The 25,929-nt window shown below is 67.8% G+C and carries 31 protein-coding genes; 12 read left to right on the top strand and 19 right to left on the bottom strand.

Features of this window, described 5'->3' with window-relative positions; translation table 11 throughout:
- Positions 1-20 precede the first annotated feature (20 nt).
- On the top strand, positions 21-1,154 hold the full coding sequence (locus BN3385_RS02670; RefSeq protein WP_059014788.1) for a phosphotransferase: 1,134 nt from the start codon (positions 21-23) through the stop codon (positions 1,152-1,154).
- Here BN3385_RS02670 and BN3385_RS02665 read toward each other — a convergent pair whose 3' ends face one another.
- The 3 genes from BN3385_RS02665 to BN3385_RS02655 form a co-directional block, all read right to left on the bottom strand.
- Complete coding sequence (locus BN3385_RS02665) at positions 1,155-1,784, bottom strand: nitroreductase family protein (RefSeq protein WP_059014786.1); 630 nt, start codon at positions 1,782-1,784, stop codon at positions 1,155-1,157.
- 17 nt (positions 1,785-1,801) lie between these two features.
- Positions 1,802-2,809 carry a patatin-like phospholipase family protein gene (locus tag BN3385_RS02660; RefSeq protein ID WP_059016306.1) on the bottom strand — a complete coding sequence of 336 codons (1,008 nt, stop codon included), beginning with the start codon at positions 2,807-2,809 and terminating at the stop codon, positions 1,802-1,804.
- 110 nt (positions 2,810-2,919) lie between these two features.
- On the bottom strand, positions 2,920-3,180 hold the full coding sequence (locus tag BN3385_RS02655; RefSeq protein WP_059014784.1) for a hypothetical protein: 261 nt from the start codon (positions 3,178-3,180) through the stop codon (positions 2,920-2,922).
- Positions 3,181-3,439: 259 nt separating this feature from the next.
- Here BN3385_RS02655 and BN3385_RS28495 point away from each other — a divergent pair, with 259 nt between their 5' ends.
- Entirely contained in the window at positions 3,440-3,607 is a 168-nt protein-coding gene (locus tag BN3385_RS28495; RefSeq protein WP_197415108.1) for a hypothetical protein, read from the top strand.
- Positions 3,608-3,723: 116 nt separating this feature from the next.
- Here the strand turns inward: BN3385_RS28495 and BN3385_RS02650 are convergent, their stop codons facing one another.
- The 5 genes from BN3385_RS02650 to hrpA form a co-directional block, all read right to left on the bottom strand.
- Positions 3,724-3,954: a hypothetical protein gene (locus BN3385_RS02650; RefSeq protein ID WP_059014782.1), complete on the bottom strand. Its 231-nt coding sequence runs from the start codon at positions 3,952-3,954 to the stop codon at positions 3,724-3,726.
- Between the two features lie 162 nt (positions 3,955-4,116).
- Positions 4,117-4,347: a PIN domain-containing protein gene (locus BN3385_RS02645; protein WP_059014780.1), complete on the bottom strand. Its 231-nt coding sequence runs from the start codon at positions 4,345-4,347 to the stop codon at positions 4,117-4,119.
- 88 nt (positions 4,348-4,435) lie between these two features.
- Entirely contained in the window at positions 4,436-4,714 is a 279-nt protein-coding gene (locus tag BN3385_RS02640; protein ID WP_082690365.1) for a type II toxin-antitoxin system Phd/YefM family antitoxin, read from the bottom strand.
- Between the two features lie 116 nt (positions 4,715-4,830).
- On the bottom strand, positions 4,831-5,064 hold the full coding sequence (locus tag BN3385_RS02635) for a hypothetical protein (RefSeq protein WP_059014776.1): 234 nt from the start codon (positions 5,062-5,064) through the stop codon (positions 4,831-4,833).
- Positions 5,065-5,218: 154 nt separating this feature from the next.
- A complete protein-coding gene (hrpA, locus tag BN3385_RS02630; RefSeq protein WP_059014774.1) occupies positions 5,219-9,142 on the bottom strand; it encodes an ATP-dependent RNA helicase HrpA in 3,924 nt (1,307 codons plus the stop codon).
- Between the two features lie 23 nt (positions 9,143-9,165).
- Here hrpA and BN3385_RS28490 point away from each other — a divergent pair, with 23 nt between their 5' ends.
- Positions 9,166-9,306, top strand: a complete 141-nt coding sequence (locus BN3385_RS28490) for a hypothetical protein (RefSeq protein WP_197415107.1) — start codon at positions 9,166-9,168, stop codon at positions 9,304-9,306.
- The gene (locus tag BN3385_RS02625) at positions 9,303-10,190 is read left to right on the top strand and encodes an aminoglycoside phosphotransferase family protein (RefSeq protein WP_059014773.1); all 888 of its coding nucleotides are present in this window, start codon (positions 9,303-9,305) and stop codon (positions 10,188-10,190) included. Before BN3385_RS28490 ends, BN3385_RS02625 begins: the two co-directional genes overlap by 4 nt.
- Positions 10,191-10,241: 51 nt before the next feature.
- Here BN3385_RS02625 and BN3385_RS02620 read toward each other — a convergent pair whose 3' ends face one another.
- The gene (locus BN3385_RS02620; protein WP_059014771.1) at positions 10,242-10,982 is read right to left on the bottom strand and encodes a hypothetical protein; all 741 of its coding nucleotides are present in this window, start codon (positions 10,980-10,982) and stop codon (positions 10,242-10,244) included.
- 4 nt (positions 10,983-10,986) lie between these two features.
- Positions 10,987-12,588, bottom strand: coding sequence for a S53 family peptidase (locus tag BN3385_RS02615; protein WP_059014769.1), 1,602 nt, complete (start codon positions 12,586-12,588; stop codon positions 10,987-10,989).
- 93 nt (positions 12,589-12,681) lie between these two features.
- On the opposite strand from BN3385_RS02615, the gene BN3385_RS02610 reads away from it, so the two are divergent.
- Positions 12,682-13,533: a DUF4344 domain-containing metallopeptidase gene (locus BN3385_RS02610; RefSeq protein ID WP_059016304.1), complete on the top strand. Its 852-nt coding sequence runs from the start codon at positions 12,682-12,684 to the stop codon at positions 13,531-13,533.
- Between the two features lie 71 nt (positions 13,534-13,604).
- On the top strand, positions 13,605-13,865 hold the full coding sequence (locus BN3385_RS02605; RefSeq protein WP_059014767.1) for a hypothetical protein: 261 nt from the start codon (positions 13,605-13,607) through the stop codon (positions 13,863-13,865).
- Between the two features lies 1 nt (position 13,866).
- On the opposite strand, the gene BN3385_RS02600 is transcribed toward BN3385_RS02605, so the two are convergent.
- The gene (locus tag BN3385_RS02600; protein ID WP_082690364.1) at positions 13,867-14,577 is read right to left on the bottom strand and encodes an Rv0518 family GDSL lipase; all 711 of its coding nucleotides are present in this window, start codon (positions 14,575-14,577) and stop codon (positions 13,867-13,869) included.
- A 127-nt stretch (positions 14,578-14,704) separates the two neighbouring features.
- Positions 14,705-15,934: an acyltransferase family protein gene (locus tag BN3385_RS02595; protein ID WP_059014766.1), complete on the bottom strand. Its 1,230-nt coding sequence runs from the start codon at positions 15,932-15,934 to the stop codon at positions 14,705-14,707.
- 217 nt (positions 15,935-16,151) lie between these two features.
- Between BN3385_RS02595 and BN3385_RS02590 the strand changes: the two genes are divergently transcribed.
- Positions 16,152-17,537 carry a WS/DGAT/MGAT family O-acyltransferase gene (locus tag BN3385_RS02590; protein ID WP_059016302.1) on the top strand — a complete coding sequence of 462 codons (1,386 nt, stop codon included), beginning with the start codon at positions 16,152-16,154 and terminating at the stop codon, positions 17,535-17,537.
- A 14-nt stretch (positions 17,538-17,551) separates the two neighbouring features.
- On the opposite strand, the gene BN3385_RS02585 is transcribed toward BN3385_RS02590, so the two are convergent.
- Entirely contained in the window at positions 17,552-17,830 is a 279-nt protein-coding gene (locus BN3385_RS02585; RefSeq protein ID WP_059014764.1) for a hypothetical protein, read from the bottom strand.
- Between the two features lie 85 nt (positions 17,831-17,915).
- The gene (locus BN3385_RS02580; protein ID WP_059014763.1) at positions 17,916-19,484 is read right to left on the bottom strand and encodes a PTS transporter subunit EIIC; all 1,569 of its coding nucleotides are present in this window, start codon (positions 19,482-19,484) and stop codon (positions 17,916-17,918) included.
- Between the two features lie 131 nt (positions 19,485-19,615).
- On the opposite strand from BN3385_RS02580, the gene BN3385_RS02575 reads away from it, so the two are divergent.
- From BN3385_RS02575 to BN3385_RS02560, 4 genes are all read left to right on the top strand, one after another.
- Entirely contained in the window at positions 19,616-20,086 is a 471-nt protein-coding gene (locus tag BN3385_RS02575; protein WP_059014761.1) for a PTS sugar transporter subunit IIA, read from the top strand.
- 9 nt (positions 20,087-20,095) lie between these two features.
- Positions 20,096-20,881, top strand: coding sequence for a glucosamine-6-phosphate deaminase (gene nagB / locus BN3385_RS02570; RefSeq protein WP_059016301.1), 786 nt, complete (start codon positions 20,096-20,098; stop codon positions 20,879-20,881).
- The gene (nagA, locus tag BN3385_RS02565; RefSeq protein WP_059014759.1) at positions 20,882-22,009 is read left to right on the top strand and encodes an N-acetylglucosamine-6-phosphate deacetylase; all 1,128 of its coding nucleotides are present in this window, start codon (positions 20,882-20,884) and stop codon (positions 22,007-22,009) included.
- 87 nt (positions 22,010-22,096) lie between these two features.
- Positions 22,097-22,570 (top strand): DUF4262 domain-containing protein, encoded by a 474-nt coding sequence (locus tag BN3385_RS02560; RefSeq protein ID WP_353612212.1) that lies wholly within the window; start codon positions 22,097-22,099, stop codon positions 22,568-22,570.
- Here the strand turns inward: BN3385_RS02560 and BN3385_RS02555 are convergent.
- Both BN3385_RS02555 and BN3385_RS02550 read right to left on the bottom strand, forming a co-directional pair.
- Positions 22,545-22,898, bottom strand: a complete 354-nt coding sequence (locus tag BN3385_RS02555; protein ID WP_059014754.1) for a VOC family protein — start codon at positions 22,896-22,898, stop codon at positions 22,545-22,547. The two genes, BN3385_RS02560 and BN3385_RS02555, sit on opposite strands and share 26 nt — an antisense overlap.
- A 29-nt stretch (positions 22,899-22,927) precedes the next feature.
- The gene (locus tag BN3385_RS02550; protein ID WP_059014752.1) at positions 22,928-23,335 is read right to left on the bottom strand and encodes a VOC family protein; all 408 of its coding nucleotides are present in this window, start codon (positions 23,333-23,335) and stop codon (positions 22,928-22,930) included.
- A gap of 120 nt (positions 23,336-23,455) precedes the next feature.
- Between BN3385_RS02550 and BN3385_RS02545 the strand changes: the two genes are divergently transcribed.
- Positions 23,456-23,767 (top strand): hypothetical protein, encoded by a 312-nt coding sequence (locus tag BN3385_RS02545; protein ID WP_059014750.1) that lies wholly within the window; start codon positions 23,456-23,458, stop codon positions 23,765-23,767.
- On the opposite strand, the gene BN3385_RS02540 is transcribed toward BN3385_RS02545, so the two are convergent.
- From BN3385_RS02540 to BN3385_RS02530, 3 genes are all read right to left on the bottom strand, one after another.
- Entirely contained in the window at positions 23,764-24,474 is a 711-nt protein-coding gene (locus BN3385_RS02540; RefSeq protein WP_082690245.1) for a mycothiol-dependent nitroreductase Rv2466c family protein, read from the bottom strand. The two genes, BN3385_RS02545 and BN3385_RS02540, sit on opposite strands and share 4 nt — an antisense overlap.
- The gene (locus tag BN3385_RS02535; RefSeq protein ID WP_059014748.1) at positions 24,471-25,253 is read right to left on the bottom strand and encodes a maleylpyruvate isomerase N-terminal domain-containing protein; all 783 of its coding nucleotides are present in this window, start codon (positions 25,251-25,253) and stop codon (positions 24,471-24,473) included. The genes BN3385_RS02540 and BN3385_RS02535 overlap by 4 nt, the downstream gene beginning before the upstream one ends.
- A gap of 103 nt (positions 25,254-25,356) precedes the next feature.
- Positions 25,357-25,920: a M15 family metallopeptidase gene (locus BN3385_RS02530; RefSeq protein WP_059016299.1), complete on the bottom strand. Its 564-nt coding sequence runs from the start codon at positions 25,918-25,920 to the stop codon at positions 25,357-25,359.
- Positions 25,921-25,929 lie beyond the last annotated feature (9 nt).

Raw genomic sequence — 25,929 nt, 5'->3', positions numbered from 1 at the left:
TGACTGCCACAGTCCGAGGCATGACGAGCGATCGGTCGACCGCCGGAATCTTCCTGGGCGCTGTGCGCTCGCTGCTGCCCTGGCGCGGTGAGCCCGGGTTCCCGGTCCGGCCCGGCGATATCGACCTGGCCGCCTTCCGTCGCATCACCGGCCGCACCGACGTCACCGGCGTCGAGCAGATCTACGAGCACCACGGCACCGCACTGCATGTCCGGCTGCGCCTGACCGGCGGGTCCGATTGTCCCGACACGGTTTTCGTCAAGCTCGCACCGGTCAAACCGATCACGCGGCTGTTCAACAACGCGATGAACCTGGCCGCCAACGAGGCCGAGATCTACCGCCGGATCGGACCCGAGCTGGGCGACATCGTGCCCCGCGTCTTCGGGGCCGCCTCGGATCCGCGCAGCGGCCGGGCGGTGATCATCATGGAGGACCTGGCGGCCCGGGGAGCACAGTTCAGCGAGGTCGCCGCCGGGTGCACGGTGGACCAGGCCGCCGCCGTCGCCGAAGCACTGGGCACGCTGCACAGCCGATTTCACCGCTCACCACGGCTCGAACGCGGCGGCGATCTGTCGTTCGTCACCACCCCGACGCCGCCGGCTCAGGTACTGGGCCCCTACACCTGGCGCACCATCCGCACGGTGCCCGAGGTCTACGCCGACCTGGTGCCGGACGGGTTCCTGGCGAAGGCCGCCTTCATAAACGAGCGCCGGCCCGAGGTCGCCGCACTCATCGAGACCTACTCCGACACCCTGATTCACGGCGACACCCACGCCGGCAACCTCTGCTTCATCGACAACCGCCCGATCTTCTTCGACTGGCAGGTGTCCTCGAAGGGGCCCGGCCTCAAGGACCTCACCTACTTCGCGTCGCTCTCCTTGGACACCGCCGACCGGCAAGCCGTCGACAAGGACCTGGTCCGGATCTATCTGGAGGCCTTCAACGCCGGCCGCGATACAACGCTGAGCTTCGACGAGGCCTGGCACGGCTACCGGCTGTTCACGTTCATCGGGTTCATCGGGGCGGTGTTCACTGCCAATCTCGGCCGCCGCCTTCAGGAGGTGGCCACCACGCAGGCCAGCCTGCCCCGCGCGATCGCCGCCCTGGAGGATCTGGAGACCCTCGAGCTTCTCAAGGCAGAGCTGGACCGGTAATCAGTTGTCGCCCCAGGTGTTCCACGACGTGATGGTCTCCACCGGCGGGCGAGCGGCTGGTTTGAAGTCCGTGCCGATGGTGTAGGCGACCGGGAACAGCGCCACCTGGGTGACGGTGTCGGGGATGCCGAGCAGTTCGGCGACCTCACGTTCCTTGGCCAAATGCAGTGTGGTCCAGACCGATCCGAGCCCACGTGAGCGCAGCGCCAGCAGGAAGCTCCACGCCGCGGGCAGGATCGACCCCCAGGCGGCGGCCGCGGCCATCAACGGCATACCGTCCAACCGCTTGTCGATACACGGGATCACGTGCACCGGAACGTCAGCGAGGATCGACGTCAACGCCGCGGCGCTCTCGTAGACACGCCGGGTCTGCGGGTCGTCGGTGGACTGCGCCTTGTGCGCCAGGTAGTCCGCGCCCACGCTGTTGTAGATCTCGGCGATCGCGGCCCGCTTCTGCGGGTCGGTGACCACCACCCAGCGCCAATCCTGATTGTTGGTGGCGGTGGGTGCCTGCGAGGCCAGTTGCAGGCATTCCAGAATGACGTCGCGCGGCACCGGCCGCGTCAGATCAAGCCGCTTGCGTACCGCGCGCGTGGTCGACAGCAGTTCGTCCACCGATGAGATGTCCACCGGCTGTGTCTATCACCTCACCGGAACCGGGTGAGATAGGTCTGCTCATCCCAGGTGGACAGGAAGGTCATCGCGGCCTGGTAGCCGCGGTCGTAGAGGGCGTCGATCTCGGGCTGGGACATGTCGAAGTCGAGGACACCGACGCCGGTGGAGTCGACCCGGACGGTCCGCGCGCTGACCCACGGCAGGTTCAGGTAGGCCTGATCACGCCCGACCAGAACCGTGGTGATGACGTCTTCGAGCAGGCTCGGCCCGCCGAAGAGCTGCAGCGGCGCCAGGGCGGGGATGACCATGTGGTTGTTCTCCGGCAGGTTCGGCAGCAGGGTGACCCCGAAGGTGGGCCAGCGCGGCTTCTTGCCGTCGGAGCGGTCCAGGGATTCGATCGGATAGTTGGACAGCAGCCCGCCGTCGACGAGCGTGGACTCCCGGCCCGCGGCGCTGGTCAAGGTGACGGGGCGGAACACGAACGGGATCGACATCGAGGCGCGCACCGCGTCGGCCACCAGCTGCTCGTCGGGATCGAGCCCGTAGACCCGCTGGTAATCCCACGGCAGCCGGACCAGCTGGCCGGTGGTGACGTCGGCTGCGGTGACGACCAAGCGGTAGCGCTGCTCCTCGGGCAGGTCGTCGTCGTCGAGTCGGAGATCGCCGAACGTCCGCACCCCGAGCGTGTCGAGTTGGTCGGCGACGAACGTGCGGGCGTAGTCGCCCTGATAGAGGCCGCTGCCCTGCAGGATCGCCCAGGACGGGCCGACCAGCGGCAGCCGCTGCACCGGGCCCGGATCGCGGAACTTGCGGTAGTCCAGGCTCAGGGCGAGATCGGCGACCTCCTGGGGAGACATCTGATTGTTCTTGGCCGCGGCAGCCACCAGGGCGCCGACGATCGAACCCGCCGAGGATCCGGCCACCCGATGCGGGCGATAGCCGGCCTCCATGAGCTTGACGACTGCTCCCACCAGACCGATGCCCTTGACGCCGCCGCCGGCCAGAACGAGGTCGACGGGCTTGGTCACCGTTTTGGCCATCACGTTCCCCTCTTCCACACGATCGCATCCGAGTGTCCCCTGCTGCACTGACACCAAAACACCTCGGGCGAGAAACTCAGAAAGTTTCTCGCCCGAGGTGATGACTACGGTCAGCTGTGGTGCCACCCGCGATGGAAGCCGCGGTGGAAGAAGTGGTGGCGGAAGTCACGGCCGCCGTACATCTCTTCGGCGAAGTCCTCGCCGGGGAAGCTCTGGTGGATCGCGGGCTGGCTCAGGTTGGGTCCGGTGTTGGCGTCGACGTTGGTGTCGGCGTGGCTGACGCCGGCGGCGCCCAGTGCGAACAGCGCCGGTGCGACGGTCAGGGCAGCGCCCGCGGCCACTCGCTTGAACCAGGTTGTGGTGCTTGTCATGATGTTTACTCCTGCTGAGTTGTTCTGTGGTGGTGCCGTTTTCGGCATGACTCCACAGTGGTCCAGCTCACGGTCAGATTCCTCATCGGTTTGTCCGATGTATGTGTTGAGGCCGTGGTCCCCCGATCGGAGTACACCGATCAATTGCTGCCAAGCAGCGATCAAGTGCTGCCAGCGGAACTAAATCGGAGATGGGCCGGCGTTGTGAGGGTCAGGTCGGAACGAGAACGCCCCGGCCATCGAGGAAGAGGGAAACAAAGTGAAGAAGTTTGCAGTCACCAGCGCCATCGCCAGCGGACTCGTCGCCGCCGCCCTGAGCATTGCCGCGCCGGCACAGGCTGATTTGGGCCACAACACATGGGTCAACCAGATCGGGCCGTCCGCGACCGCGCCTCAGGTGGACACGTCGGTGCACGGAAGCCGCTGATCGACAACGCATCACAAGAGGGGCACCCCGGATGGGGTGCCCCTCTTGCTTCCCTGGAGAAGGGATCGGACGGAGAGGCGCTTCTTGCCTCTCCGTCCGAGGTCTTCAGCTGGCGATCACTCCGCGTGCCGCCACTGGTGGTGGTGGTGCGACCGGCTGCCCGGGGCGTCAGTCCCGAAGTCCTGATGCGGGAAGGTCGCGTGGTGGGCCGGCTGGTTCATGTTGGCGCCGTTGTCGATGCTGCCGGTGGCGGCATTGCTGGCGCCGGCGGCGCCGATGGCGAACAGAGCGGGTGCGGCGGTCAGCATCGCACCGGCGGCCAGGCGCTTCATCCAGATGGTGGTCATTGTTCTCTCCCTTGTTCTTCAGCTCGTCGCTGTTGATACAAGAATCGCTGACCTGGGACGTTGGCTCCTCGGGCAAACAAACGATGCTCTCAATGATGCTGTTGTCCCCCGATTGGTGGACATGCGGTGTCCCCTGATCGGGGGACACGACGGCGTGAGGTGCTACGCCCCGGGGGAGATGACAGGGAGGCCCTGCGCCGCGGCGGCAGCCGCCAGCCGTAGGTCGTATACGCAGAAGTCGGAGATCGCAGCGCGATGCACCACTGCGGTCGCCAGGTGTATCGCGTCCAGAGTCCTCAGCTCGGCTGCACCGATCGCCTGGGCGGACAACACCACCGCCTCGGTCAGGACTAGCGTGTCGATACCCTGCGAAAGGCGTTGCGCGGCAAGCACTGCAGAATCTCCGATCCGTCGCGCTGCCCTGAGATCAAGTCAGCCGATTCGGACTCGGCGGCAACCAACTTCACGGTCGCCGAGGTGTCTAGGTAGATCGCCGATCGGAGCGTTGCTCGTCGAGAACGCCCGTCAGCGAGGGGCCTTCGATCAGATCGGAGACGGCGAATGCGTGCCGGGGCTCTGGCGCGGGAACCAAGGCGCCAGACTCGATGAGTTGCTCACGGTCCGGGTCGACTGGGTCAATCGGCACCAGAAGGGCGACGGGGCGTCCACGCTCGGCAATCTGAATCGACGCGCCCGCTTTGACTTTGCGGATCCACGTGCTGGCGTGCTGACGCAACTCGCGGATTCCGATCTGCTCCATGTCGCAAAAGTAGCCCATATTGTGCTGCCGCCGGCTCCGAAGAGAAGCAGACAGAAGGATCGGGCGGAGAGGCAGCATGTGGTTTGCCTCTCCGCCCGACGTTCATGGGGTGACGATCACCCAGCGTGGTGGTGCCCCCAGTTGTGACGGCCCGGGGTACCGGGAACTCCCTTGAGGAAATCCTCGTGCGGGAAGCTCTCGTGCTGGGCCGGCTCACTTAGGTGCGGACCGTTGTCCTGGGTGCTGCTCGGCGCGGCGTTACCCACACCGGCGGCGCCGATCGCGAACAGAGCGGGTGCGGCGGTCAGCATCGCACCGGCGGCCAGGCGCTTCATCCAGATGGTGGTCATTGTTCTCTCCCTTGTTCTTCAGCTCATCGCTGGTGATACAAAAGTCGCTGACCAGCACAGATAGCTCTTCGGGCAATCAGACGATGCTCTCGATGGCAGCGCTGTCCACCGATTGGTGGATAACCCATGTCCCCCAATCGGTGGACAGGGTCGGTTAGGCGAGGATGGCGTCGATCGCCCGGTAGATCCGCTGCTCGCTGACCGACCGGGCGGTACCGAGCTGTTGGGCCCACAGGCTCACCCGGAACTCCTCGATCATCCGGGCGATGTCGCGGACATCGGCGCCCGCTGCCCGCGCCGGTGAAAGTGCCTGCACCAGTTCAAGATACGCATCCTCGACGGCATGCACCCGAGCCATCCGGTCGGCATCCGCAGCCAGCCCCTGCGGCAGCTTCTCGAGCCGGCGGACGATGGCGGTCAGATACCGGGCCAGGTCACCGAGGTGCGCCGCCCCGGTGGCGGAGACGAAGCGCTCGGGCAGCAGGCCCTCGAGTTGGGCGCGGATGTCGGCGATCGCCTCGGCGTGGGCAGCGGGCGGCCGATCAGGCAGCGCCACCTGGACGTCGTGCCACGCCGTGAGCACCTTCTCCACGCGGTCCAGCACCTGACGCGTGGTGGCGACGAGCTGGGCTGCCACCCGCTCGCGAAGCGCACCGAACTCGGCCTTGGTCCACACGGGTGCGGTAGCGAGCACGTCGACGGCGGCGTCGGCGCAGTCGTCGAGCAGCGCGGCCAGTGATCCGTCGGGGTTGGCGCCGAGCATCAGCCGGGTTCGCGGGTCCAGCGCCTTCTCCAGCGACTTGACCGGCGAGGTCACCGACAGCCGCACCAGTCGTCGCAGCCCGGCGGCCATGGCCGGATCACGCTCGGCGGCAGTGGCGAACACCCGGATATCCACGGCGGTGCCGGCGTCGGCAAAACCCGGGTAACCCTTCACCAGGTGTCCGCCGACGGTGCGCTCGACGGTGCGGGGCAGCTCATCGAGGTCCTCGGGCCAACCCCGCAATCCCGAGCGTTCCAGCTCCGCGCCGACGCTCTGGGCCACGGCCGCGCGCGCCGAGCCGGCGAGCGTGTGCTGCAGAGCGTCCAGGTCCTTCCCGCGCGCCACCTCGGTGCCGTCGGAGCCGTGGACTGCGAACGTCACCCGCAGATGCGCCGGCAGCTTGTCCAGGTCGAATGCGCTGATCGGCACGAGCACGCCGGTGCGCCGGTGCAATTCACGCTGCAGCGCCTCCAGCAGCGGCTCCTGACCCGGGGTGATCGAGGACAGCACCGCCCGGGCGGTGTCCGGGGCGGGAACGAAGTTGCGGCGCAAGTCCTTTGGTAGCGACCGGATCAGTGCGGTGATCAATTCTTCCCGCAGCGCGGGGACCTGCCACCCGAATTCGTCGCCACCGATCCGGGCCAGAACCTCGACGGGTACATGCACCGTCACCCCGTCGTCGGCCGCCCCCGGCTCGAACCGGTAGGACAGTGGTAACGCCAGATCCCCGGCCTGCCAGACGTCCGGGCGGTCGGTGTCGGCGTCGTCGACGCGCAGCAGATCGTCCCGGGTGAACGTCAGAAGCTCTGGAGTGCGGTGCCGCTGCTTCTTCCACCAGCCGTCGAAGTGGCGGGCTGAGACGATGTCGGCGGGAATCCGCTTGTCGTACAAGGCGAAGATCTCGTCGTCGTCGACCAGCAGGTCACGGCGGCGGGCCCGTTCCTCGATCTCGGCCAGTTCCGCGCGCAGGGCGGTGTTGTCGCGGAAGAAGTGGTGCCGGGTCTGCCACTCGCCCTGAACCAGGGCATGCCGGATGAACAGCTCGCGCGACACCACCGGATCCACCTCGGCGTAGCCGACGCGGCGGCGCACCACCAGCGGCAGGCCGTAGAGGGTCACCCGCTCGTAGGCCATCACCGCTCCGCGTTTGGCGTCCCAGTGCGGCTCACTGTAATTGCGCTGCACCAGGTTTCCGGCGACCTGTTCGACGGTATCGGGGTCGATGCGCGCCGCGATGCGGCCGTAGAGCCGGCTGGTCTCCACCAGGTCGGCCACCACGATCCAGCGCGGCGGCCGCTTGGTCAGCACTGAGCCCGGCGCCAGCACGAACTTCGTGTTGCGCGCCCCGGTGTAGTCGCGGGATTCACCCTCCCGCAGGCCAACATGCGACAGCAGTCCGGCGACCAGCGCCGCGTGCACCCGCGCCGGGTCGGCCGGCTCAGGATCGGTGGACTCCCGGATCCCGATGTCGCGGGCGATGCTGCGCAGCTGGCCGGTGAGGTCCTGCCATTCCCGGATCCGCAGGTAGTGCAGGAACTCCTCGCGGCACATCCGCCGGAAGGCGTTGCCGGACAGTGATTTACGTTGCTCGCCGAGATAGCGCCACAGGTTGAGGTAGGACACGAAGTCGGAATGCTCATCGGCGAAGCGGGCGTGCTTCTGCCGTGCGGCCTCCTCCCGGTCGACCGGGCGCTCGCGTGGGTCCGGGATCGACAGGGCGGCGGCGAGCACCAGCACTTCCCGGACGCAGCCTTCGGTATCGGCCTGCAGGATCATCCGGCCCAGCCGCGGATCGACGGGTAGCTGGGCCAGTCGGCGGCCGATATCGGTGATCGCACCCGAGGAGTCGAACGCCCCGAGTTCCTGGAGCAACTGCACCCCGTCGCGGATGCTGCGCTGATCGGGCGGGTCGAGGAACGGGAAGTTCTCGATGTCGCCGAGTTGCAGGGCGGCCATCTGCAGGATCACCGCGGCGAGGTTGGTGCGCAGGATCTCCGGATCGGTGTAGCGGGGCCGCCCGTCGAAATCGGCTTCCGAATACAGCCGGATGCACACACCGGGGGCGGTCCGCCCGGATCGGCCGGAGCGCTGGGCGGCCGAGGCCTGGGAGATCGGCTCGATCGGCAGCCGCTGCACCTTGGTGCGTCGGCTGTATCGGGAGATCCGCGCCGTACCGGGGTCCACGACGTAGCGGACACCGGGCACGGTCAGCGAGGTCTCGGCGACGTTGGTGGCCAGCACCACCCGCCGGCCGACATGGGGCGCGAACACCTTCTGCTGCTCCGCGGTCGGCAGCCGGGCATACAGCGGCAGTACCTCGGTATTGCGTAACCCGCGCAACGCTTCTGCGGTGTCGCGGATCTCCCGCTCCCCGGACAGGAACACCAGCACGTCGCCGGGCGGTTCGGCTTCCAGTTCGGCGATGGCGTCGACAATCGCCTCGGTCTGATCGCGCATCTCGGTGCGCACGATCTCGTGGTCGGGATCGTCCGGATCGTCGACGTCCTCGGAAACAACGGCGACTTCCAAAGGCCGGTAACGGATTTCGACGGGATAGGTGCGCCCGGACACTTCGACGATCGGGGCCCCACCGAAGTGCGCGGCGAACCGCTCCGGCTCGATGGTGGCCGACGTGACGATCACCTTCAGGTCGGGGCGTCGCGGCAGCAGCTCACGCAGGTAACCCAGCAGGAAGTCGATATTGAGGCTGCGCTCGTGGGCCTCGTCGAGGATCAGGGTGTCGTAGCGCAGCAGCCGGCGGTCGCGCTGGATCTCGGCCAGCAGGATGCCGTCGGTCATCAGCTTCACCAGCGTGCGATCGCTGGCCTGGTCGGTGAAGCGGACGGTGTAGCCGATGGCATCGCCCAACGGCGTGCCGAGTTCGTCGGCGATCCGCTGCGCGACGGTGCGGGCGGCCAGCCGGCGCGGCTGGGTATGGCCGATGGTGCCGCGCACCCCGCGGCCCAGCTCCAGGCAGATTTTGGGCAGCTGGGTGGTCTTGCCCGACCCGGTCTCACCGGCGACCACCACCACCTGGTGCTCGCTGATGGCCTTGGCCAGATCGGCGCGGCGCTCGCTGACCGGAAGGTCGGGGTAGGTGATGTCTGGAACAGCCGCGGTCCGGGTGGCCACCAGCGCCTCGGCCGCGGCGATCTGCTCGACGAGCTGACTGATCTTCTCCGGGGTGACATCGCGCAGCGACTTCAGCCGCCGGCCCAGCCGCGCGGCGTCCCGGATCGTCAGCCCGTCCAGGCGGGCACGCAGCTGGCGCACCTCGCGACGCTCGTCGCCGGACCGTTCGGACACTCGCGCCAGGATATGCGTAGGCTCGAAACCAAATGACCATTGCCATCGTCGTGGGTCTTTTAGTGGTGGGCCTCGGGCTCGTGGCCAGTCAGCTGTTTCGGCTCAAGGACTGGCTCAACCGGCAGCCACCACCTCCGCCTGTCGAGCACCCCACCGACGACACCGACAGTTGAGCGAGCTCCCCGGTGTCGCGGCCATGGCCGGCCGCGGTCCGCAGTGGGCGTCCTGGGTTGCCGCGCTGCCCAAACTGACCCGCGAGGCGATGGCCCAGTGGCAGTTGACCGCCGACGGGACGGCCAGCCACGGCTACTGCTCGCTGGTGCTCCCGGTCCGCGCGCCGGGCGGTGCGGCGGCGATGCTCAAGATCGCCTTCCCCGACGACGAGTCCGAGCATGAGCATCTGGCGCTACGACGCTGGGCCGGCGACGGCGCGGTGCGGCTGCTCAGCGCCGACCCGCACCGCCGGGCGCTGCTGCTGGAACGGCTGGAGCCCACCGATCTGAGCACCGTCTCCGATGTCGAGGCCTGCGAGATCGTCGCCCGCCTGTACCGCCGGATCCACGTTCCGGCGATGCCGCAACTGCGCAGCCTGGCGTCCTACCTCGAACGCTGGAACGCCGAGCTGGCCGCGCTGCCCCGCAGTGCCCCGATCCCGCACCGGCTCGTCGAGCAGGCGTTGGCCCACTGCGCGGACCTGCTCACCGACCCCGCGCCGATGCGCGTGCTGCACACCGACCTGCACTACGCCAATGTGCTTGCCGGCGAACGGGAACCGTGGCTGGTGATCGATCCGAAGCCGGTCAACGGCGATCCGCACTACGAGATCGCCCCCATGCTGTGGAACCGGTGGGACGAGCTGGCCGGCGACGTCCGTGACGGCGTGCTGCGCCGGTTCTACACCCTCATCGACACGGCGGGTTTCGACGAAGACCGGGCGCGGGCGTGGGTGCTGGTGCGGATGGTGCACAACGCGATGTGGGCGCTGCAGGACGGCCCGCGCGCCGAACCGGGCTGGCTGACCACCTGCATCGCGCTCGCCAAGGCCGTGCAGTCGTGATTTCGGCGCGCTTGCCGTCGCTGAGCGACGCAAAGCGCGCCGAAATCCCCATCAGCGCGGCGGGTCGCCGCGCCACATGAAGCTGTTGACGTACTTGCCCATGTCCTGAGCGATCTGCAGGTTCGCCGCTGACGGCGGTCCCGGCCCGAAATCCGGCCCGAACTGATGGAAGGGCCCGACCGCACCGGCCACCAACGCCAGGTCGTTCTTCACCGCGACGACGAGGATGATCCGCAGGTGGTCGGAGTCGCTGACCGTGCCCTTCGGCCAATCGTCGGCGACCTCGCCGTAGCCCGGGTGATAGCCGAGGATCGCGTTGGGCAGCTCGTAAGCCTTCACGGCATCCGGGAACTTGTCGGCCAGCAGGTCGGCGGCAACCTGCTTGGCATCACGGCCCCGCGCCTGTTCGCTGAACAGTCGTAACGTGCCCCCGTCGCCACCGGTCCAGTCGGCGGTGATCCCGGTCGGCTCCTTGGTGACGGTGTAGGCGGTTCCCGGTGCGGGATAAGACACCGAGAACGATCCGTCGGCGGCGAAGAACCGCGGGTTGGTGGCTACCGGCAACCCGGTCGGCGGGCCACCGCAGTCGGGTGGGCAGATGTAGCGGGCCGGACCGGTGCTGATTCGCGTCGCCAGGACGCTCAACCCCATCATCGCCAGCACCAGCAGGATCACCCACGTGCCCACGGTCGCGAAGTACGCGGGTCCGCGCAGCCGGTGGGACCGGTAACGGCCGCGCGGCACGGCATACCCGGAGAACGACTCCTCGGGTCCTTCGACGTCGACAGTCACGAGCTCACCCGCCCATCGACTTGATGACGAGCAGGTCCTTCATCAGGTTGTCGATGTTCGGGCTGCCCAGTCCGGTGATCATGTCGTAGCCCGGCACCACCGGAGTGACGGCGTTGGCGCCCAGCGCGATATCGCGGAAGGCCGGCAGGCCGTAGCCATGGGACAGCTCGTACAGCAGCGGGTTCAGGTCGCCCAATTGCTCCAAACCGCGGTCGGCGAGGAACTGGTTCATCACCGCGGCCAGCCCGGCCCAGATCGGGGCGGACTGCGAGGTGCCGCCACCGACCAACACCTGGCCCCTGAACACGAACTTCACCCCGGTGAACGGGTCGGCCACCGCGGCCACATCCGGAACGAGCCGCCGGTCGTGCGGGCCGGCGCCCTCATGGCCCTCCTGCCAGGCCGGTCGGCCGAACAGCCGGGACACACCACCCCCGCTGCCCTGCGTGAGAGGCACGTCGTACCAACCCTGTTCGGCCAGCCAGCGACCGTCGGCGTCGGTGGACAGCGTGGTCCCGCCGACCGACGTCATCTCCGGCAACGAGGCCACGGCGTCGACGCCGATGTCGTCCTCGCTGGGGGTGTCCGACCAGTCCCGCCCGCCCTTGCACTCCAGGCCCGCCAGATCCCCGCTGGCGTCGAACGCCGTCGTCCCGTTGCGGTGCGCACGTGACAGCGCTGAGCGGACGGGCGCCAGATCCGCGCGGGTCATGATCCGGTCGCAGCCCCACCCGATCGAGAAGCTCCAGACCGCACCGGGGTAGCGCCGATCGATCGACTCCATCAGCTTGCCGAGCTTGACGTAGGCGTTGTCGCCCTCGACGGTCGAGCGGGCGTTGACCAGAACGATCTTGGCCGACGGAGCGATGGCGTGGATCAGCTGGATATCCATGGTCGCCTCGCCGCGCTTCTGCGCGGGCATCCCGCCCACCACCTCCGGGGTGAACCGGGGCAGGGAGAACCAGTCGGCGAAGTTGTCCATATCGCTCTGTTCAAACCCATCGAAGGCGAACACGGCGACCGTGCGGCCCTTGCCGGTGTAGCCGCTGGCCGCCAGGGTGTCGGCGTTGTAGGCGGTCAGCAGTTCGGTGGGCATCAGGCCGCCATCGGGCACATCGAGGGGCGGTGTCGGTGGAATGCCCTCGTGATAGGGCGTGTAGCCGAGAATGCGGCCGAGTTCCAGGACCTCACCGGTGAGGTCGCCCGGCACGGCCGGCTGCTGCGGGGAGGCGTAGAACACCATGCCGTCCTTGCCGCGATAGTCGTGCACTGCCACATCGAGGGCACCGGCGACGCGTCGCGGTGCGCCCGCCACCGACGCCCACTGGTCGCCGTCACGCCACTGCACCGACAGCCCGTGGTCGCCCGCCCACGACATCAACGCCACCGGCCGCGTCGGCTCGCGCAGTTCAACGGTGAGCCGGACCCGTTCTGACCGCGCCGGGCCGAGGTCGACGAACTGGGCGAGCAACCGGGCGTACGGTCCGGCGATGTAGTTGAACGGTCGCGGCGGGCTCACCCGGTCGGCCGCGACAAGCACCACGGCCATCACCATCATGGCGAGCAGTGGCGTCCTCCCCAGCGTGCGGCCACGCCGTGCGCTCATTCCCTCAGCATCACCGGTCGGCTCGGTGAGAACAAGTCGACTGACCGTAAGTCCCCTAGTCTGGTGCGCTGGCGACCGGTGAAGGAGGCTGCGGTGAAACACACCTTGGTAGTGGTGGTGGCGGCGACGTTGACCGCGGGCTGCGGCGGCACCGCCCCGGCACCGTCCACCACGACAGCCGAGGCGACGAGTACCGCGACGTCGAAGGCGGCCAAGCCCACCGCCACTGACGACGAGTCGGGCGCGATGGTGGTGACCTATGAGGACGCCACCACCCCCGAAGCGAGCAAGGGCCGAGATCTCATGGAGCGCACCCACTTTCTCGACGACCTCGCCGCGAGCGTGACCGAATCCTTCCGGTTGCCCTTCGACGTCCCGGTCGTCGGCACCGAATGCGGCGAGGCCAACGACTACTGGAACGTCGAGGAGAAGAAGCTGGTGATGTGCTACGAGGATGTCGACGAGAGCATCCGCGTCTTCACCGAGGCGGGCGACCCGAATCCAGACGACACCGCCCGGCGAATCGGGATCGCGTCGTTCTTCCACGAACTCGGCCACATGGCGATCGACATCTACGACCTTCCTGTCACCGGCCGCGAAGAGGATGTGGCCGACCAGCTTTCGGCCTACGAGCTGCTGTCCCCCGACGATGACGGCAAGGTCGACGAGGATTACGTGCAGGCTGCCCGCGACATCGCCCGCGAGTACACGGTGCTCAGCGACGAGGGCGGCGAGCTGGAGAAGGAGGCGTTCGCCGACGTGCACACTCTCGATCAGGCCCGCGCCTACAACTTCGAATGCTGGATCTACGGCTCGGATCCCAAGGCCAACGCCGACATCGTCGAGAACGGCTCGCTGCCCGAGGACCGCGCCGAGGGGTGCGAGGAGGAATGGGGTCAGCTGACCCGCGGCTGGGGCACGCTGCTGGAACCCCATCTGCGCTAACGACCGCGCATGACCTCGCGATGAACTGGGTACCCAACGTCACTTGAGGTTCTCCGTCGAGGAGGTGGACGATGCGGAAACTCAGCGCACTGGTGATCGGTGCGATCACCGCGATCGGTATCGGGCTCACGACAACGCCGGCAGCCAATGCCGGGTGCCAGGGCTTGTGGACGCCGTGGGGTGGCGGCCAGCGCTGCGACAGCCCGATCGACGCGAACGGGTTCTTCCAGCGCTGCGATTCCGGCGGCGCATTCGGGTTCGCGACACCGCCGACCTGCTACCAGGTCGACGCGAACAACCTGGGCAATAACGCGCCGTGGATCGCGCCCTGACCTAGACCGGGATGGTCAGCTGATTGCGGATCAGCGGGGCGATCTTCTGTGCCAGGTAGGCGTGTCCGGCGTCGTTGGGATGGACCCCGTCGACCCCGATGAGATCAGGCCTGCCGACGAACCAGCCCTCGGCCAGCGGGTCGATGAACGTCGCGCCCACTCCCCTGGCCTGGATGCGCAGACTGTCCCGGATCGCCAGCACCACCTCCGGTGGATTGGCGGTGGGCCACGGCGGTCCGATCACCAGGAACTTCGCCGACGGCGCGACGCGGCGGGCGATCTGGAACGTCTCGCCCACGAGCACCGGGAACCTGTCCTGGTCGACGGGTTGGTCGTTGCGTGATCCGAAGAACACCACCACCGCGTCGTCGCGTTTGACGGCCCTGATGGTCAGGTCCTCGAAAACGCTGCCCTGGTTGCCCCGCACCCCGTATCCGGCTCCGCCTTCGGCGGCCACGTCCGGTTCGACCTTGAACCCTTGGGCGGCCAGCATCTGCCAGGTCTGCGCGGTCCACGATTGTGGCCCGCGGCCACCCTCGTCGGTGCCGGTGGTGTAGGAGTCGCCGATCACCGCGACGCGGTTGTCGGCCGTGCCCCGATTGAGTAGTTGATAGTCGCGCACCTGCGGCGAGTAGCCGAGGACAGCGCCGGCCACCACGGCGGCCGAGACCACCGCAGCTGCGGTTCGGGCAAGTGCATCCCTCAGGGACAAAGACACCTCACTGATTCGCGCCCCGACCGTCACAGTCTAGAGCCGCGCCACCGGTGCGGCCCGGCAACGCGCCGTCGGAGACAGCCGTAAGGCCTTGGCGCACAGCCACGCTCGACAGCGATCTGGGTCACCCGGCGCGGGCTGAGCGGGCTGGCCGGTTGTCGATCGAGGACACCCTGGGGGCGGGGTCCGGTGGCAGTTCGGCGCGGATGGTCTTGACGTCGCGGAAGTCGACCATCCGGCGCATCCAGCGCCGGGCGGGTTCCTCCACGCCGTGGTACAGCAGGGCGGCACCGCCGATGGCCGCCGCGATCAGCGCGACGACGACGATCTTGGCGACCACCTTGGAGAAGTCGAGCTGGTATTCGGCCACCACCCAGTTCCACGCCGTGTGCACCAGCTCGTGAACCATGTAGAGGCTGAACGAGATCTGCCCGCCGTAGACCAGCAGCCGGGTCGACAGCAGGGCGGGCAGACTGCCCACCCCGACCGCCAGCGTGACCACCAGCGGCATGAACAACACGTCGACCACACCACCGGGGTCGATCATCCCGTTCACCGGGTGCGCGTCGTAGTAGTAGAGGATCGCCACGATCGCAGCGGTCAGCAGCACCGCGGTGTACCCGGCCGCCCGCCGGCTGCGATCGGTCAGGCGCAGCCGGCGCACCGCGGCGCACGCCAGCGCACCGGCGAGGAACTGGGCGACGATCCGCGGCAGCCAGCTCCACGGGGTGTAGAAGTGGCCGCTGGCCAGCAGCAGGATGGTCGGCGGCAGGGAGGCCACGAACGCCAGGAACAGCAGAGCCCGGGCCCGGGTCACCGTCGCCATCCGGAAGATCACCAGGATCATCAGGCCGAACAAAAGGTAAGCCAGCCATTCGGCGCTGATCGACCACGCCGGCCCGTCCCAGCTGGTGCCGTCGAAGAACGGCTCGAACCACAGCTGAACCATGAACAGCTGCCGCACATAGCTGATGGCGGTCAGCTTCTCGGCGTCCGGCGACGGCACCGTGCCGACGTGCAGCGTGAAGATGATCCACACCGCGGCGATGTGCATCGTCACCAGATAGACCGGCCAGACCCGGGACAGCCGCAGCCACAGGAAGTGCAGCGTTGCGCGCGTCGACCAGGCCGGACCCATCCGCTCCAGGTAATTCCACGTCAGCACGAAGCCACTGAGGATGAAGAACAGGTCCACGCCTTGGGCGCCGGCGTTGAGCAGCGGCGCCAGGTCGTCCTTCAGCCGCGGCGAGGCCTCCCAGATCAGCGGACGGAAGTGGAACAACACCACCCACAGGGCAGCGACGATGCGAAGGCCGGTAAGCGCTTTGATCTCTCCGGTTCGCACGACACCCATTCCGATTTTCCTGCTGACTTATGCCGATTGCCTGGCAATTCGCGCCGTACCGGCGACCCGGCCGGCCGTCCGCCTCCCCGCTGTCACGTCACCGGCGACGGGGGTGAGTTTATCAGCGCAGACCTCTCGACCCCGGTTGCGCGAGCCTGTGTGGTCGCTGAAAAGCCGGTTCGACAGAACGCCGAAATCCGTTCGCGCACCGCTCTACGCTGACGCCATGCAGCGCCTTTCCGGCCTCGACGCAGCGTTCTGGTGGGCCGATACCCCGAGTTGTCCGATGCACATCGGCGCGCTCGGAGTGTGTGATCCGACCGGTGTCGAGGGGTTCAGTTTCGATGCCGTCCGCGAGCTCATCGTGGCCCGGTTGCCGGAGTTGCCGCTGCTGCGGCACCGGGTAGCCGGCGCCCGCCATGGCCTGGACCGGCCCTGGCTCGTCGAGGACAACGAGCTCGACATCGACTACCACATGCGCCGCGTCGCGCTGCCCGAACCGGGTGGGCGCCATGAACTCGAAGTGCTGCTCGGCCGGTTGATGTCCTATCCGCTGGACAAGACCCGTCCGCTGTGGGAGCTGTGGTTCATCGAAGGCCTGGAAGACGGCCGGGTCGCCTACCTGACGAAGATGCACCACGCGATCGTCGACGGGGTGTCCGGCGCGGGACTCAGCGAGATCCTGCTGGACATCACCCCCGAGCCCCGGCCGCCGGCCGCCGCGCCCGAGGACACCGGCGCGCATCTGCCGGGGGTGGAACGCCGGGCAATGGGCGCGCTGTTCAACCTGGCGGTGCTGACGCCCTACCGGGTGCTGCGTGTGGTGCAGCAGACCGTCACCCAGCAACTGGCCGCCCGCTCGGTGGCCAACAAACCGCCGAACTTCTTCGAGGCACCGGCCACTCGCTTCAACACCCAGCTGACCGCCCGCCGCCGGGTCACGTCCACCAGCCTGCCTCTCGATCGGGTCAAGGCTGTCAAGGAGGTGTTCGGCGTCAAGGTCAATGATGTTGTGCTGGCGACTATTTCAGGCGCACTGCGCAGTTATCTGCTGGAGCGCGGCGAGCTGCCGGACCGGCCGCTGGTGGCCCAGATCCCGGTCTCCACCCATTCCGAAGACTCCACCGGCGGCAATCAGATCACCTCCACCACGGTGAGCCTGGCCACCGATGTCGAGGACCCAGCCGACCGGATCGCGGCGATCTACGAGAGCTCCCAGGGCGCCAAGGAGATGGCTCGCACGCTGTCGGACCACCAGATCGTCGGCCTGACCGAGACCACCCCGCCGGGACTGCTCGGGCTGGCGGTGCGGGCGTATTCGGCGGCGCACCTCGGTGACCGGGTGGTGCCGATCAACCTGGTGGTGTCCAACGTCCCGGGACCGGACTTCCCGCTGTATCTGGCCGGGGCGCCGGTGGAGCGACTGGTGCCGATCGGTCCGCTGATGCTCGACGTCGGGCTGAACATCACCTGCTTCAGCTACCGCGGTGCTCTGGATTTCGGACTCTCCAGCACGCCGGAGATCGCCAACGATATCGACGGGATCTCTGACGCCCTGGAGCCGGCGCTGCGTGAACTCGAGGTGGCCGCGGGCCTGGTGCCGGTGTCCTGACGTGTCAGGGGTGCTCAGGGGTTCTGGGCGAATCCCCAGCAGGTGCCGAAGTGGTTGATATTGCAGGGCACCCCGTTCATCGTGGGGATCTGATTGGGCTGGATGTTCGTCGTCACGTCGCCCGGGTTGATGACCTGGGGCGGCCCTCCGCGGGACTGGCCCGCGGTGCAGACCCCGGGGTAGCGGGTCGGGACCGTGCCGCTCGGGCAGTCTGCCGAGGCAGGCGCCGCAACGGCGATCGAGCCCAGCACGAGCGCCGCCACGCACGTTCCGACGTGGATGTGTCGTTTCACGGATCACCCGATTCCAGCTAGAGGAGTCCCACCACTCAAGCAGGTTATCGGCGGTGGGGCCACCTCCGTTAGCGGTCGCCTCCTGCTACAGCGCGTCGGTGATCTCGTTCTTGAGCACCTCGGCCTGGGTGCCGAAGACGGCCTGCACGCTGTTGCCCACCTCGATGACGCCGGCCGCGCCCATGGCGCGCAACCGATCCTGATCGACCTTGGTCGGGTCGGCGACCTCCATACGCAGCCGGGTGATGCAGGCGTCCACACTGCGCAGGTTCTCCCGCCCGCCGAAGGCGGCGATCAACTGTTCGGCGCGGGTCTGCACCGCGGCAGGTGCGGTGGTCACCGGTGCACCGGCGGCTACTGCCGTCGCGGATTCGGCACCCTCGCTGACGTTGGCCTGCTCCTCCGCCTCGAACTCGCCCTCGGGTTCGCGGCCCGGGGTGCGCATGTTCCACTTCGTGATCGCGAACCGGAACAGCACGTAGTAGACGGCGAAGAACACCAGGCCCATCACGATCAGCAGCGGGATGTTCTTGGCCGCCGGCGCGGTGCCGTACAGCAGCAGGTCGATCAAGCCCGCCGAGAACGAGAACCCGAGGTGGATGTCGAGCAGGTAGGCGATCGCCAGCGACAGCCCGGTGAGCACCGCGTGCACGATGTAGAGCGGGAACGCCACGAACATGAAGGCGAATTCGAGGGGTTCGGTGACGCCGGTGAGGAAGGCGGTCAGCGCCGCGGCGGACAGGATGCCGAAGGCGACTTTGCGTTGCTTCTTGTTGGCGACGTGGATCATCGCCAGCGCGGCGGCCGGCAGGCCGAACATCAGGATCGGATAGAAGCCCGAGGTGAGCAGTCCCGCGCTGGGGTCACCGGCGGCGAACCGGGTCAGTTCACCGGTGACCACCTTGCCGTCCGGGGTGGGATAGCTGCCGTAGATGAACCATACGTAGGAGTTCAGAATGTGGTGCAGGCCAAGGGGAATCAGCATGCGGTTGGCGAAGCCGTAGACGAAGGCACCGAGTGCACCCGCGCCGCCGATGAACTTGCCCAGGCCGGTCAGTCCCGCGTCGAAGATCGGATAGAAGTAGCTCATCGCGAACGCCACCACCAGCGAGGTCAGCGAGACGATGATGGGCACGAACCGCCGGCCACCGAAGAAGCCGAGATACGACGGCAGCTGGATGGTGTGGTAGCGGTCGAACAACCAGGCGGTCAGCAGGCCGATCACGATGCCGCCGAACACGCTGTAGTTGATCTGGGCCTGATCGCCTGCCTTGTCGAGCTGGCCGGCGAGCACGAACGGCGACATCGTCTTGAACACCGCCTGCATCACCAGATAGCCGACGGCGGCCGACAGCGCGGTGGACCCGTCGGCCTTGCGGGCGAATCCGATCGCCACACCGATCGCGAAGAGCAACGGCAGATTGGTGAACAGCGCACCGCCGGCCGCACTCATCGCCTGGAAGAACGGCCCGATGACCGGCGCCTTGATCCGGCCCAGCAGGTCGTCCTGGCCCAGGCGCAGCAGGATGCCGGCCGCGGGCAGCACGGCGATGGGCAGCATCAGGCTCTTGCCGAGCCGTTGCAGCTGGGCGAACCCGGGGATTCTCAGCCCTGACTTCTGTTGTGCCCCCGCCTTTTTGGCTGCATCACTCATGACCGGACGACCTCCCTTTATCGCAGCTCAGCGAAGCTTAGACCACCGGGGGCGCACGTGAGAGGGTGTTTCGGCCACGGCAGGCGGCGTGGAGTATCTATTCTTTGACCACCAGAGCCGAAGGAGTCACTGTGAGCAGCACGCCCGTCCTCGCCCCGGTCAGTGGACGCGCCGTCGCCCTCTCCGACATCCCCGATCCGGTGTTCTCCCAAGGAATGGTCGGGTACGGCGCTGCGGTCGACCCGCCCCGCGAGATCGTCGACGCGGTCGCCCCCGTGGGCGGCCGGCTGCTCAAGCTGATGCCGCACGCCTACGTGATCATGACGCCGGACATCGTCGGCGTCCTGGTGCATCTGGGGCTGGACACCGTCGCCCTCAAGGGCGAGGGCTTTGTCGCCCACGTCGCCGAGGGCGACACCGTGACCGCGGGTCAGACGGTGATCACCTACGACGTCCCGTCGATCGTGGCGGCCGGCCTCAACCCGATCGTGCCGGTGGTGGTCATGGACGAACGCGAGCCCGGCAATGTCGTGGCCGGGGCGGCCGTCACCGCGGGCTCTGACATTGCCTCTGCGGCAGTCCTTTTCACCGCCAACAAATAGGGGGACGTGGTGGAGGTCATCATCACCGAGGACGCCGCCCAGATCGGTGTGCTGGCCGCCGATGCGATCGCGGCGTTGCTGCACCGCAAGCCTGACGCGGTGCTGGGTCTGGCCACCGGGTCCTCGCCGCTGGCCATCTACGACGAACTGGCGGCGCGCTGCGACGCCGGGCGTATCTCGTTTCGCCAGGCTCGCGGGTTCACCCTCGATGAGTACGTCGGCCTACCCGCCGACCATCCCGAGCGCTACCGCACCGTCATCGATTCGGTGTTCGTCTCACGGGTGGACTTCGCCCCGGGCGCGGTCGACGGTCCCGACGGCCTGGCCACCGATATCCCGGCGGCGTGCGCGGCGTACGAGTCGGCCATCCGTGCTGCCGGCGGCATCGATCTTCAGATCCTGGGCATCGGCACCGACGGCCACATCGGCTTCAACGAACCCGGCTCGTCGCTGGCGTCGCGAACCCGGATCAAGACGCTGACCCGCCAGACCCGTATCGACAACGCCCGCTTCTTCGGCGGTGACGTCGATCTGGTGCCCACCCACTGCCTGACCCAGGGTCTGGGCACGATCATGGACGCCCGCCACGTCATCCTGGTGGCCACCGGCCGTACCAAGGCCGAGGCCGTCCATCAGCTCGTCGAGGGACCGGTGAGCGCGATGTGGCCGGCCACCATCCTGCAGCACCATCCCCACGTCACGGTCCTGCTCGACGGCAGCGCGGCCCGCCGGCTGCAGCTGGCCGACTATTACCGCGAGACGTATCTGTCCAAGCCGGATTGGCAGGGCATCTGAGTGCTGCTGACTGCCCAGACCGTCCTGACCGGCCGGGAGTTGTTGCGGCCCGGCTGGATTGAGGTTTCCGGGCCGACGGTGACGGCGATCGGTGCCGGGAGCCCGCCACGGCCGGCCGACCAGGATCTGGGCGCGGTGACGGTGGTGCCGGGGTTCGTCGACACGCACGTGCACGGTGGCGGCGGTGCGGAGTTCTCGGCCGCCCATGTCACGGCGACGCGGGCAGCGGTGGACCTGCATCGCCGGCACGGCACCACCACGCTGGTCGCCTCCCTGGTCAGCGCGGCCCCGGCCGATCTGCTGCACCAGGTGGGCGTGCTGGCCGGTCAGGTGCGTGACGGGCTGATCGCCGGGATCCATCTGGAGGGACCGTGGCTGGCGGTGGGACGCTGCGGCGCCCACGACCCCGCGCTGCTGCGCGACCCCGACGACGAAGTCGCCCGCGTTCTGGACGCCGCGGGCGGGACAGTCACCATGGTGACGCTGGCGCCGGAACGCGACGGTGCCCTGGCGGCGATCGACCGGATCGTGGCCGCCGGTGCCGTGGCGGCCGTGGGCCATACCGACGCCACTTACGAGCAGACCCGGGCGGCCATCGACGCGGGCGCCACGGTCGGCACGCACCTGTTCAACGCGATGCGCCCGATCCACCACCGCGAGCCTGGCCCGGTGATCGCACTGCTGGAGGATCCGCGGGTCACCGTGGAGGTGATCACCGACGGAGTCCACGTCGATCCCGCGCTGTACCGGCATGTGGTGCGCAGCGCCGGCCCGGATCGCATCACGCTGATCACCGACGCGATGGCCGCAGCCGGCATGGCCGACGGGGCCTACCGGATCGGTCGGCTGGACGTGGCGGTCACCGGCGGCGCGGCGACGCTGGCGGGCACCTCGACCATCGCCGGAAGTACCGCGACGATGGATCGGGTCTTCCGGTTCGCGGTCGAGCACAGCGGGCTACCGCACGACCAGGCCCTTGCGGACGCGGTGGCGGCGACGTCGGTGAATCCCGCTCGGGCGCTGGGCCTTCCGACCCCGGTGCTGGCCCCGGGAGCGCGTGCCGATCTGGTGGTGCTGGACGGCGAACTGGGCGTGGACCGGGTGCTGCACGCCGGTGCGTGGCTCTGACCTGGCCTAGAACATATGTTCGACAATTTGTCGGACCCCTCGTGCAAGGTGTCGGTACCACCGACGAGAGGGGACCTCATGTGCTGGATGTGCGACCACCCGGGCAGCACCGTTGCCGACTATCTCGACGTCGTTCGGGCCAAGATCGACAAGCGGGGCTGGGCCGTGCAGTACGTGGAAGATCCGCGGATGCCCTTCGCCTACACCGCGGGGATGACGGCCTACGGCCTGCCTGAGCTGTTGATGACCAACGTGTCGCCGGCCCGCGCGGCCCGGGTTCTCAACGGTTCGGCGCAAAGGCTACTCGACGGCATGACCCTCGCACCGGGGCAGCAGGTCCGCCTTCCCGGTGGCCCCTTGGCCGAGGTCGTCGAGGTCGATCACCCCGACGTGCATCTGCCGGTCGCAGTGGCGATCCACGGTCCGCTGCGCGCTTTCCAGCTGGTGTGGGCCGACGGCCGGGGCCGCTGGCCGTGGTCCGCCGACTTCTGCGATCAGGAGAGCAGACAGCCGGTGGTCGGTATGCGCTCGCCACTCAGTCCCGATGTTCAACGATGTTGAACACGTTGCCGTCTGGAGCCCGTACGAAGAACCGGTGCACTCCCCACGGCTCGACCGTGACGGGATGGACGATCTCGTATCCGGCGCGCAGGGCCTCCCGGTAGGCGGCCTCGAGGTCATCGGTGTGGATCGACGCCACCGAGTCCACGGGTGCGGTGGCGTCGCCGGTCACTAGTTGGACATGCGCTCCGGTGTCGGTGTCGGTGTAGCGGGCCACCCAGCCCAGATTGAACTCCTCGGTGCTCAGGCCGAGGTAGTCGGTGTAGAAGTGCTTGGCCACCTCGATGTCGGCGACGGGAAGGTTGGTGGTGATTCGCAGGACTCGCATAGGTGCTGCTTACCCGCATGCCGCGCTCGTCAGTCAGCGGCGCGGGTCAGCTGCCACGACACCCCGAATCGATCGTTGAGCCAACCGAATCGGGGGCTGAAATCGTAGGCCGCCAGCGGCATGAGCACCTGCCCGTCGACCGACAGCGCCTCAAACATGCGGTCGATCTCCTCGTCGCTGTCACATCGCACGTACAGCGACATCGACGGCGTGAAGCCGAAGCCGTGGGCCACCGCACTGTCGATACACATGAACGGCTGGCCGGCCAACGTGAAGGAGGCCCGCTCGATCGTCCCCTCGGCGCCGGCTGCCCCCGCCCCGTACCGGGTCGCCTCGACAATGCGGGAGTCGTCGAACAACGAGACATAGAAGTTCATCGCCTCGTCGGCTCGGCCTTCGAACATCAAGAAAGTGGTGATCTTCGACAAGGTCGCCATGGTGGCAGCTTAGCCCGGGGGCGTGTGGTCCCAATTATTCAGTGCGTCAATTAGATTGAGTTGAGCCGAGCCGACACCTGGCTGTGAGACGATACCGGCCTCGGCAACGATCGGGGGACTATGGCCGGACGGATTGTCGTGGTGGACAGTGCCACCGCGATGACGCTCGCGCAGGTGTTGCCGATCCTGTTGCTGACGTTCGCCGTGGAACTGCGCCGCACACAACGGCATCGCGGGCTGTCGCGGTTCCGGTTGGGCGTGTTCTTCGTCGTGTTCGGTCTGGTCGAGATCACCCTGGTGCTCTCGATCGACGGTGCGCTCTATCCGTTCGAGTGGTTCGACATCGTCTCGGCGCTGATCATCTTCGCGCTGCTGGCGCTGATCTTCCTGCTGTCGCTGTCGGATCCGGCGGACTCCGACGACATCCCCTAGCCCTCGGCCGCGCCGGCCTGGTCGAAGTTGATCACCTGGCCGCGGTTGATCGACACCCAGTCGCGGGCCTCGAGATACGGCCGGAATGTCGCGGTGATCAGCTCGCCGTCGGCGGCGGTCTTGGGCCGCTGCAGTTCGTACAGGTGCGGGAACTCCGTCCACGCCACGACTGCGTTCCACAACCGGACCGCGGCTTCGCCGGTGGGCGGATCGATCAGCACAGGCCCGAACAGGCACTGCCCGTCAGGGAAGAACAGGGTCGGCACGCCGTAGCCATCGGCGTCGACGACGCGGCGGTGGTCAGCCAGCACCTCGTCATTGGTGGACGGGTCGGCGATGGCCTCGTCGACCAGTCCGGCGTCGAAACCCAACTCCGCCAACAGGTGTCGTGCGACGGCACGCTCGTGCGGTTTATGCCCCTCCTCGTGCAGGGCCCGGGCGGCCCGCTCGTACCAGGCGTCCAGCGCCGCCATCGACTGCCTGCGCAGCAGCGCCCCGATCCGCATCATCGACCAGCCGTAGGACCACTCCCGTTCCCACGGGTGCTTCTTGCCCTCCTGGCGGTTGATCTCCTCGAGGCTGAAGAAGCGCCAGTTGATCACCAGGCCGGTCTGATCGCGGACCTCGCGGATCCACTTCGAGGTCTGATAGGCATACGGGCACATGACGTCGAAGTGGAAGTCCACCGACGTGACTGGCCCGGTCACATCGTGAACCTGAGATTGCGGGCGGCACGGTCGCCGATCTCGCCATCACCGGACCATGTGACGGCACCCGAGTCGATCTGGGCCTGCGGATCGATACGGCCGCAGGCCAGCTGGATGAAGGTGGTCGAGTCGGTCGTCAGCGTGGTGTCCGGGTTGTCCAGATGCTCGACGCGCTGGGCCCGGCCGTCGACGCGGACGTTGATGTCGCGCGTGAGCGGACCGGTGAGCTGGATGGCGAGGCTCTTGCCGTCGGGCAGACCGACCTTCTTGCCGACGATGTAGCCGATCGACCCCTCCACCTCGGCCAGCGAGATCTCCGCGGTGAGGGTGCCGTCGTCGGTGCTGCGACCCAGCGGGGTGGTGATGTCGCGCTCGTGGACCCAGAAGTCGAAGACCCGGATCTCCAGGAACCGCCCGTAGGTGCCGGGGCCGACCGGCATCCACGACGGGCGCTGCAGATCTGCGTCGGTCAGGGCAGCCAGGTCGCGGCGGCGCAGGTCGTAGACGGCCCGGACCTTGTCGGACAGGACGGCGGTGTCCTCGGTGCCGGCCAGGAACTCCGCGGCCTTCTCGAACGGCGGCGGGGTGGTGGTGTCGTCGGGCAGCCACCCGGCCATCACGGCCTCGATGCTGGTGACATGTTTGACGACGTCGGCGACAGTCCAGTCCGGGCACAGCGACTGGGCCTGCCAGTCGGCCTCGCTGAAGTCTGCGCACAGCGCTTCGAACTGCGCGTAACAGCTCAGCAGAGCGGTGCGGATGTCGTCCAGAGATCTCATGTGTTCACCTAACGCCGTTGTCATGCCTCATCGCAGAAGCTACTCCGGGGGATTCGCCGGTTCGCCATCGATCCGGTTAGTGCGCGCGTGGATCCCGAACGTTTCAGCCGGCGGCGTTGCGCAGTAGCGGCGGGCAGTTGCCGGCGGCATCGGTGGCCAGTTCGAAGTGCCACAGTTCGTTGGCGTAGATGCGGCACAGCCCGAACCGGGCACCGTTGGCGATCAGCCACTGATCGGCGCCGACACCCCCGACGTCGACGGCTTGGCCGATGACGTGTTTGGACCCGGCCGGTGTCTGCACCCACTGGCGGGCCGCATCCAGGCTGCCGTAGGTGGCCACGGCGTCGTCGAGCAGCCGCTCCTGGAACTCCGGTGACCGCCAGCCCGAGGTGATGGTCATGGTGATCCCGTCGGCGGCCGCGGCGGTGGTGGCCGCCTGGATCGCGCTGAGCAGGGCTGGATCCAGCCGCCCGATCGCCGGGTTCTGCACATCGAACGCGGTGAGCACCTGGCCGTCACCCAGCGAACCGTCACCCGGTGACACGGTAGCGGGGTCCACGGTAACGGTGTTGTCCACCAACATGATTCGCGGCTGCACCGGCGCAGTGGTCGCAGCCGCCGTGACGGCCAGGCTGGCCAATCCCACGAAGACTGCGCGTATCAGCATCACGTCGGT

Source organism: Mycobacterium sp. M26 (assembly GCF_001494595.1).
GTDB lineage: Bacteria > Actinomycetota > Actinomycetes > Mycobacteriales > Mycobacteriaceae > Mycobacterium.
This window is presented reverse-complemented; position numbering and strand designations above follow the sequence as displayed.

Coding starts and splice junctions, on each gene's coding strand:
- BN3385_RS02670 (WP_059014788.1), top strand. CDS start 21: ATGACGAGCGATCGGTCGACCGCCGGAATCTTCCTGGGCGCTGTGCGC.
- BN3385_RS02660 (WP_059016306.1), bottom strand. CDS start 2,809: ATGGCCAAAACGGTGACCAAGCCCGTCGACCTCGTTCTGGCCGGCGGC.
- BN3385_RS02655 (WP_059014784.1), bottom strand. CDS start 3,180: ATGACAAGCACCACAACCTGGTTCAAGCGAGTGGCCGCGGGCGCTGCC.
- BN3385_RS02650 (WP_059014782.1), bottom strand. CDS start 3,954: ATGACCACCATCTGGATGAAGCGCCTGGCCGCCGGTGCGATGCTGACC.
- BN3385_RS02640 (WP_082690365.1), bottom strand. CDS start 4,714: ATGGAGCAGATCGGAATCCGCGAGTTGCGTCAGCACGCCAGCACGTGG.
- BN3385_RS02635 (WP_059014776.1), bottom strand. CDS start 5,064: ATGACCACCATCTGGATGAAGCGCCTGGCCGCCGGTGCGATGCTGACC.
- BN3385_RS28490 (WP_197415107.1), top strand. CDS start 9,166: ATGACCATTGCCATCGTCGTGGGTCTTTTAGTGGTGGGCCTCGGGCTC.
- BN3385_RS02615 (WP_059014769.1), bottom strand. CDS start 12,588: ATGAGCGCACGGCGTGGCCGCACGCTGGGGAGGACGCCACTGCTCGCC.
- BN3385_RS02605 (WP_059014767.1), top strand. CDS start 13,605: ATGCGGAAACTCAGCGCACTGGTGATCGGTGCGATCACCGCGATCGGT.
- BN3385_RS02595 (WP_059014766.1), bottom strand. CDS start 15,934: ATGGGTGTCGTGCGAACCGGAGAGATCAAAGCGCTTACCGGCCTTCGC.
- BN3385_RS02590 (WP_059016302.1), top strand. CDS start 16,152: ATGCAGCGCCTTTCCGGCCTCGACGCAGCGTTCTGGTGGGCCGATACC.
- BN3385_RS02580 (WP_059014763.1), bottom strand. CDS start 19,484: ATGAGTGATGCAGCCAAAAAGGCGGGGGCACAACAGAAGTCAGGGCTG.
- BN3385_RS02560 (WP_353612212.1), top strand. CDS start 22,097: ATGTGCGACCACCCGGGCAGCACCGTTGCCGACTATCTCGACGTCGTT.
- BN3385_RS02555 (WP_059014754.1), bottom strand. CDS start 22,898: ATGCGAGTCCTGCGAATCACCACCAACCTTCCCGTCGCCGACATCGAG.
- BN3385_RS02550 (WP_059014752.1), bottom strand. CDS start 23,335: ATGGCGACCTTGTCGAAGATCACCACTTTCTTGATGTTCGAAGGCCGA.
- BN3385_RS02545 (WP_059014750.1), top strand. CDS start 23,456: ATGGCCGGACGGATTGTCGTGGTGGACAGTGCCACCGCGATGACGCTC.
- BN3385_RS02535 (WP_059014748.1), bottom strand. CDS start 25,253: ATGAGATCTCTGGACGACATCCGCACCGCTCTGCTGAGCTGTTACGCG.
- BN3385_RS02530 (WP_059016299.1), bottom strand. CDS start 25,920: ATGCTGATACGCGCAGTCTTCGTGGGATTGGCCAGCCTGGCCGTCACG.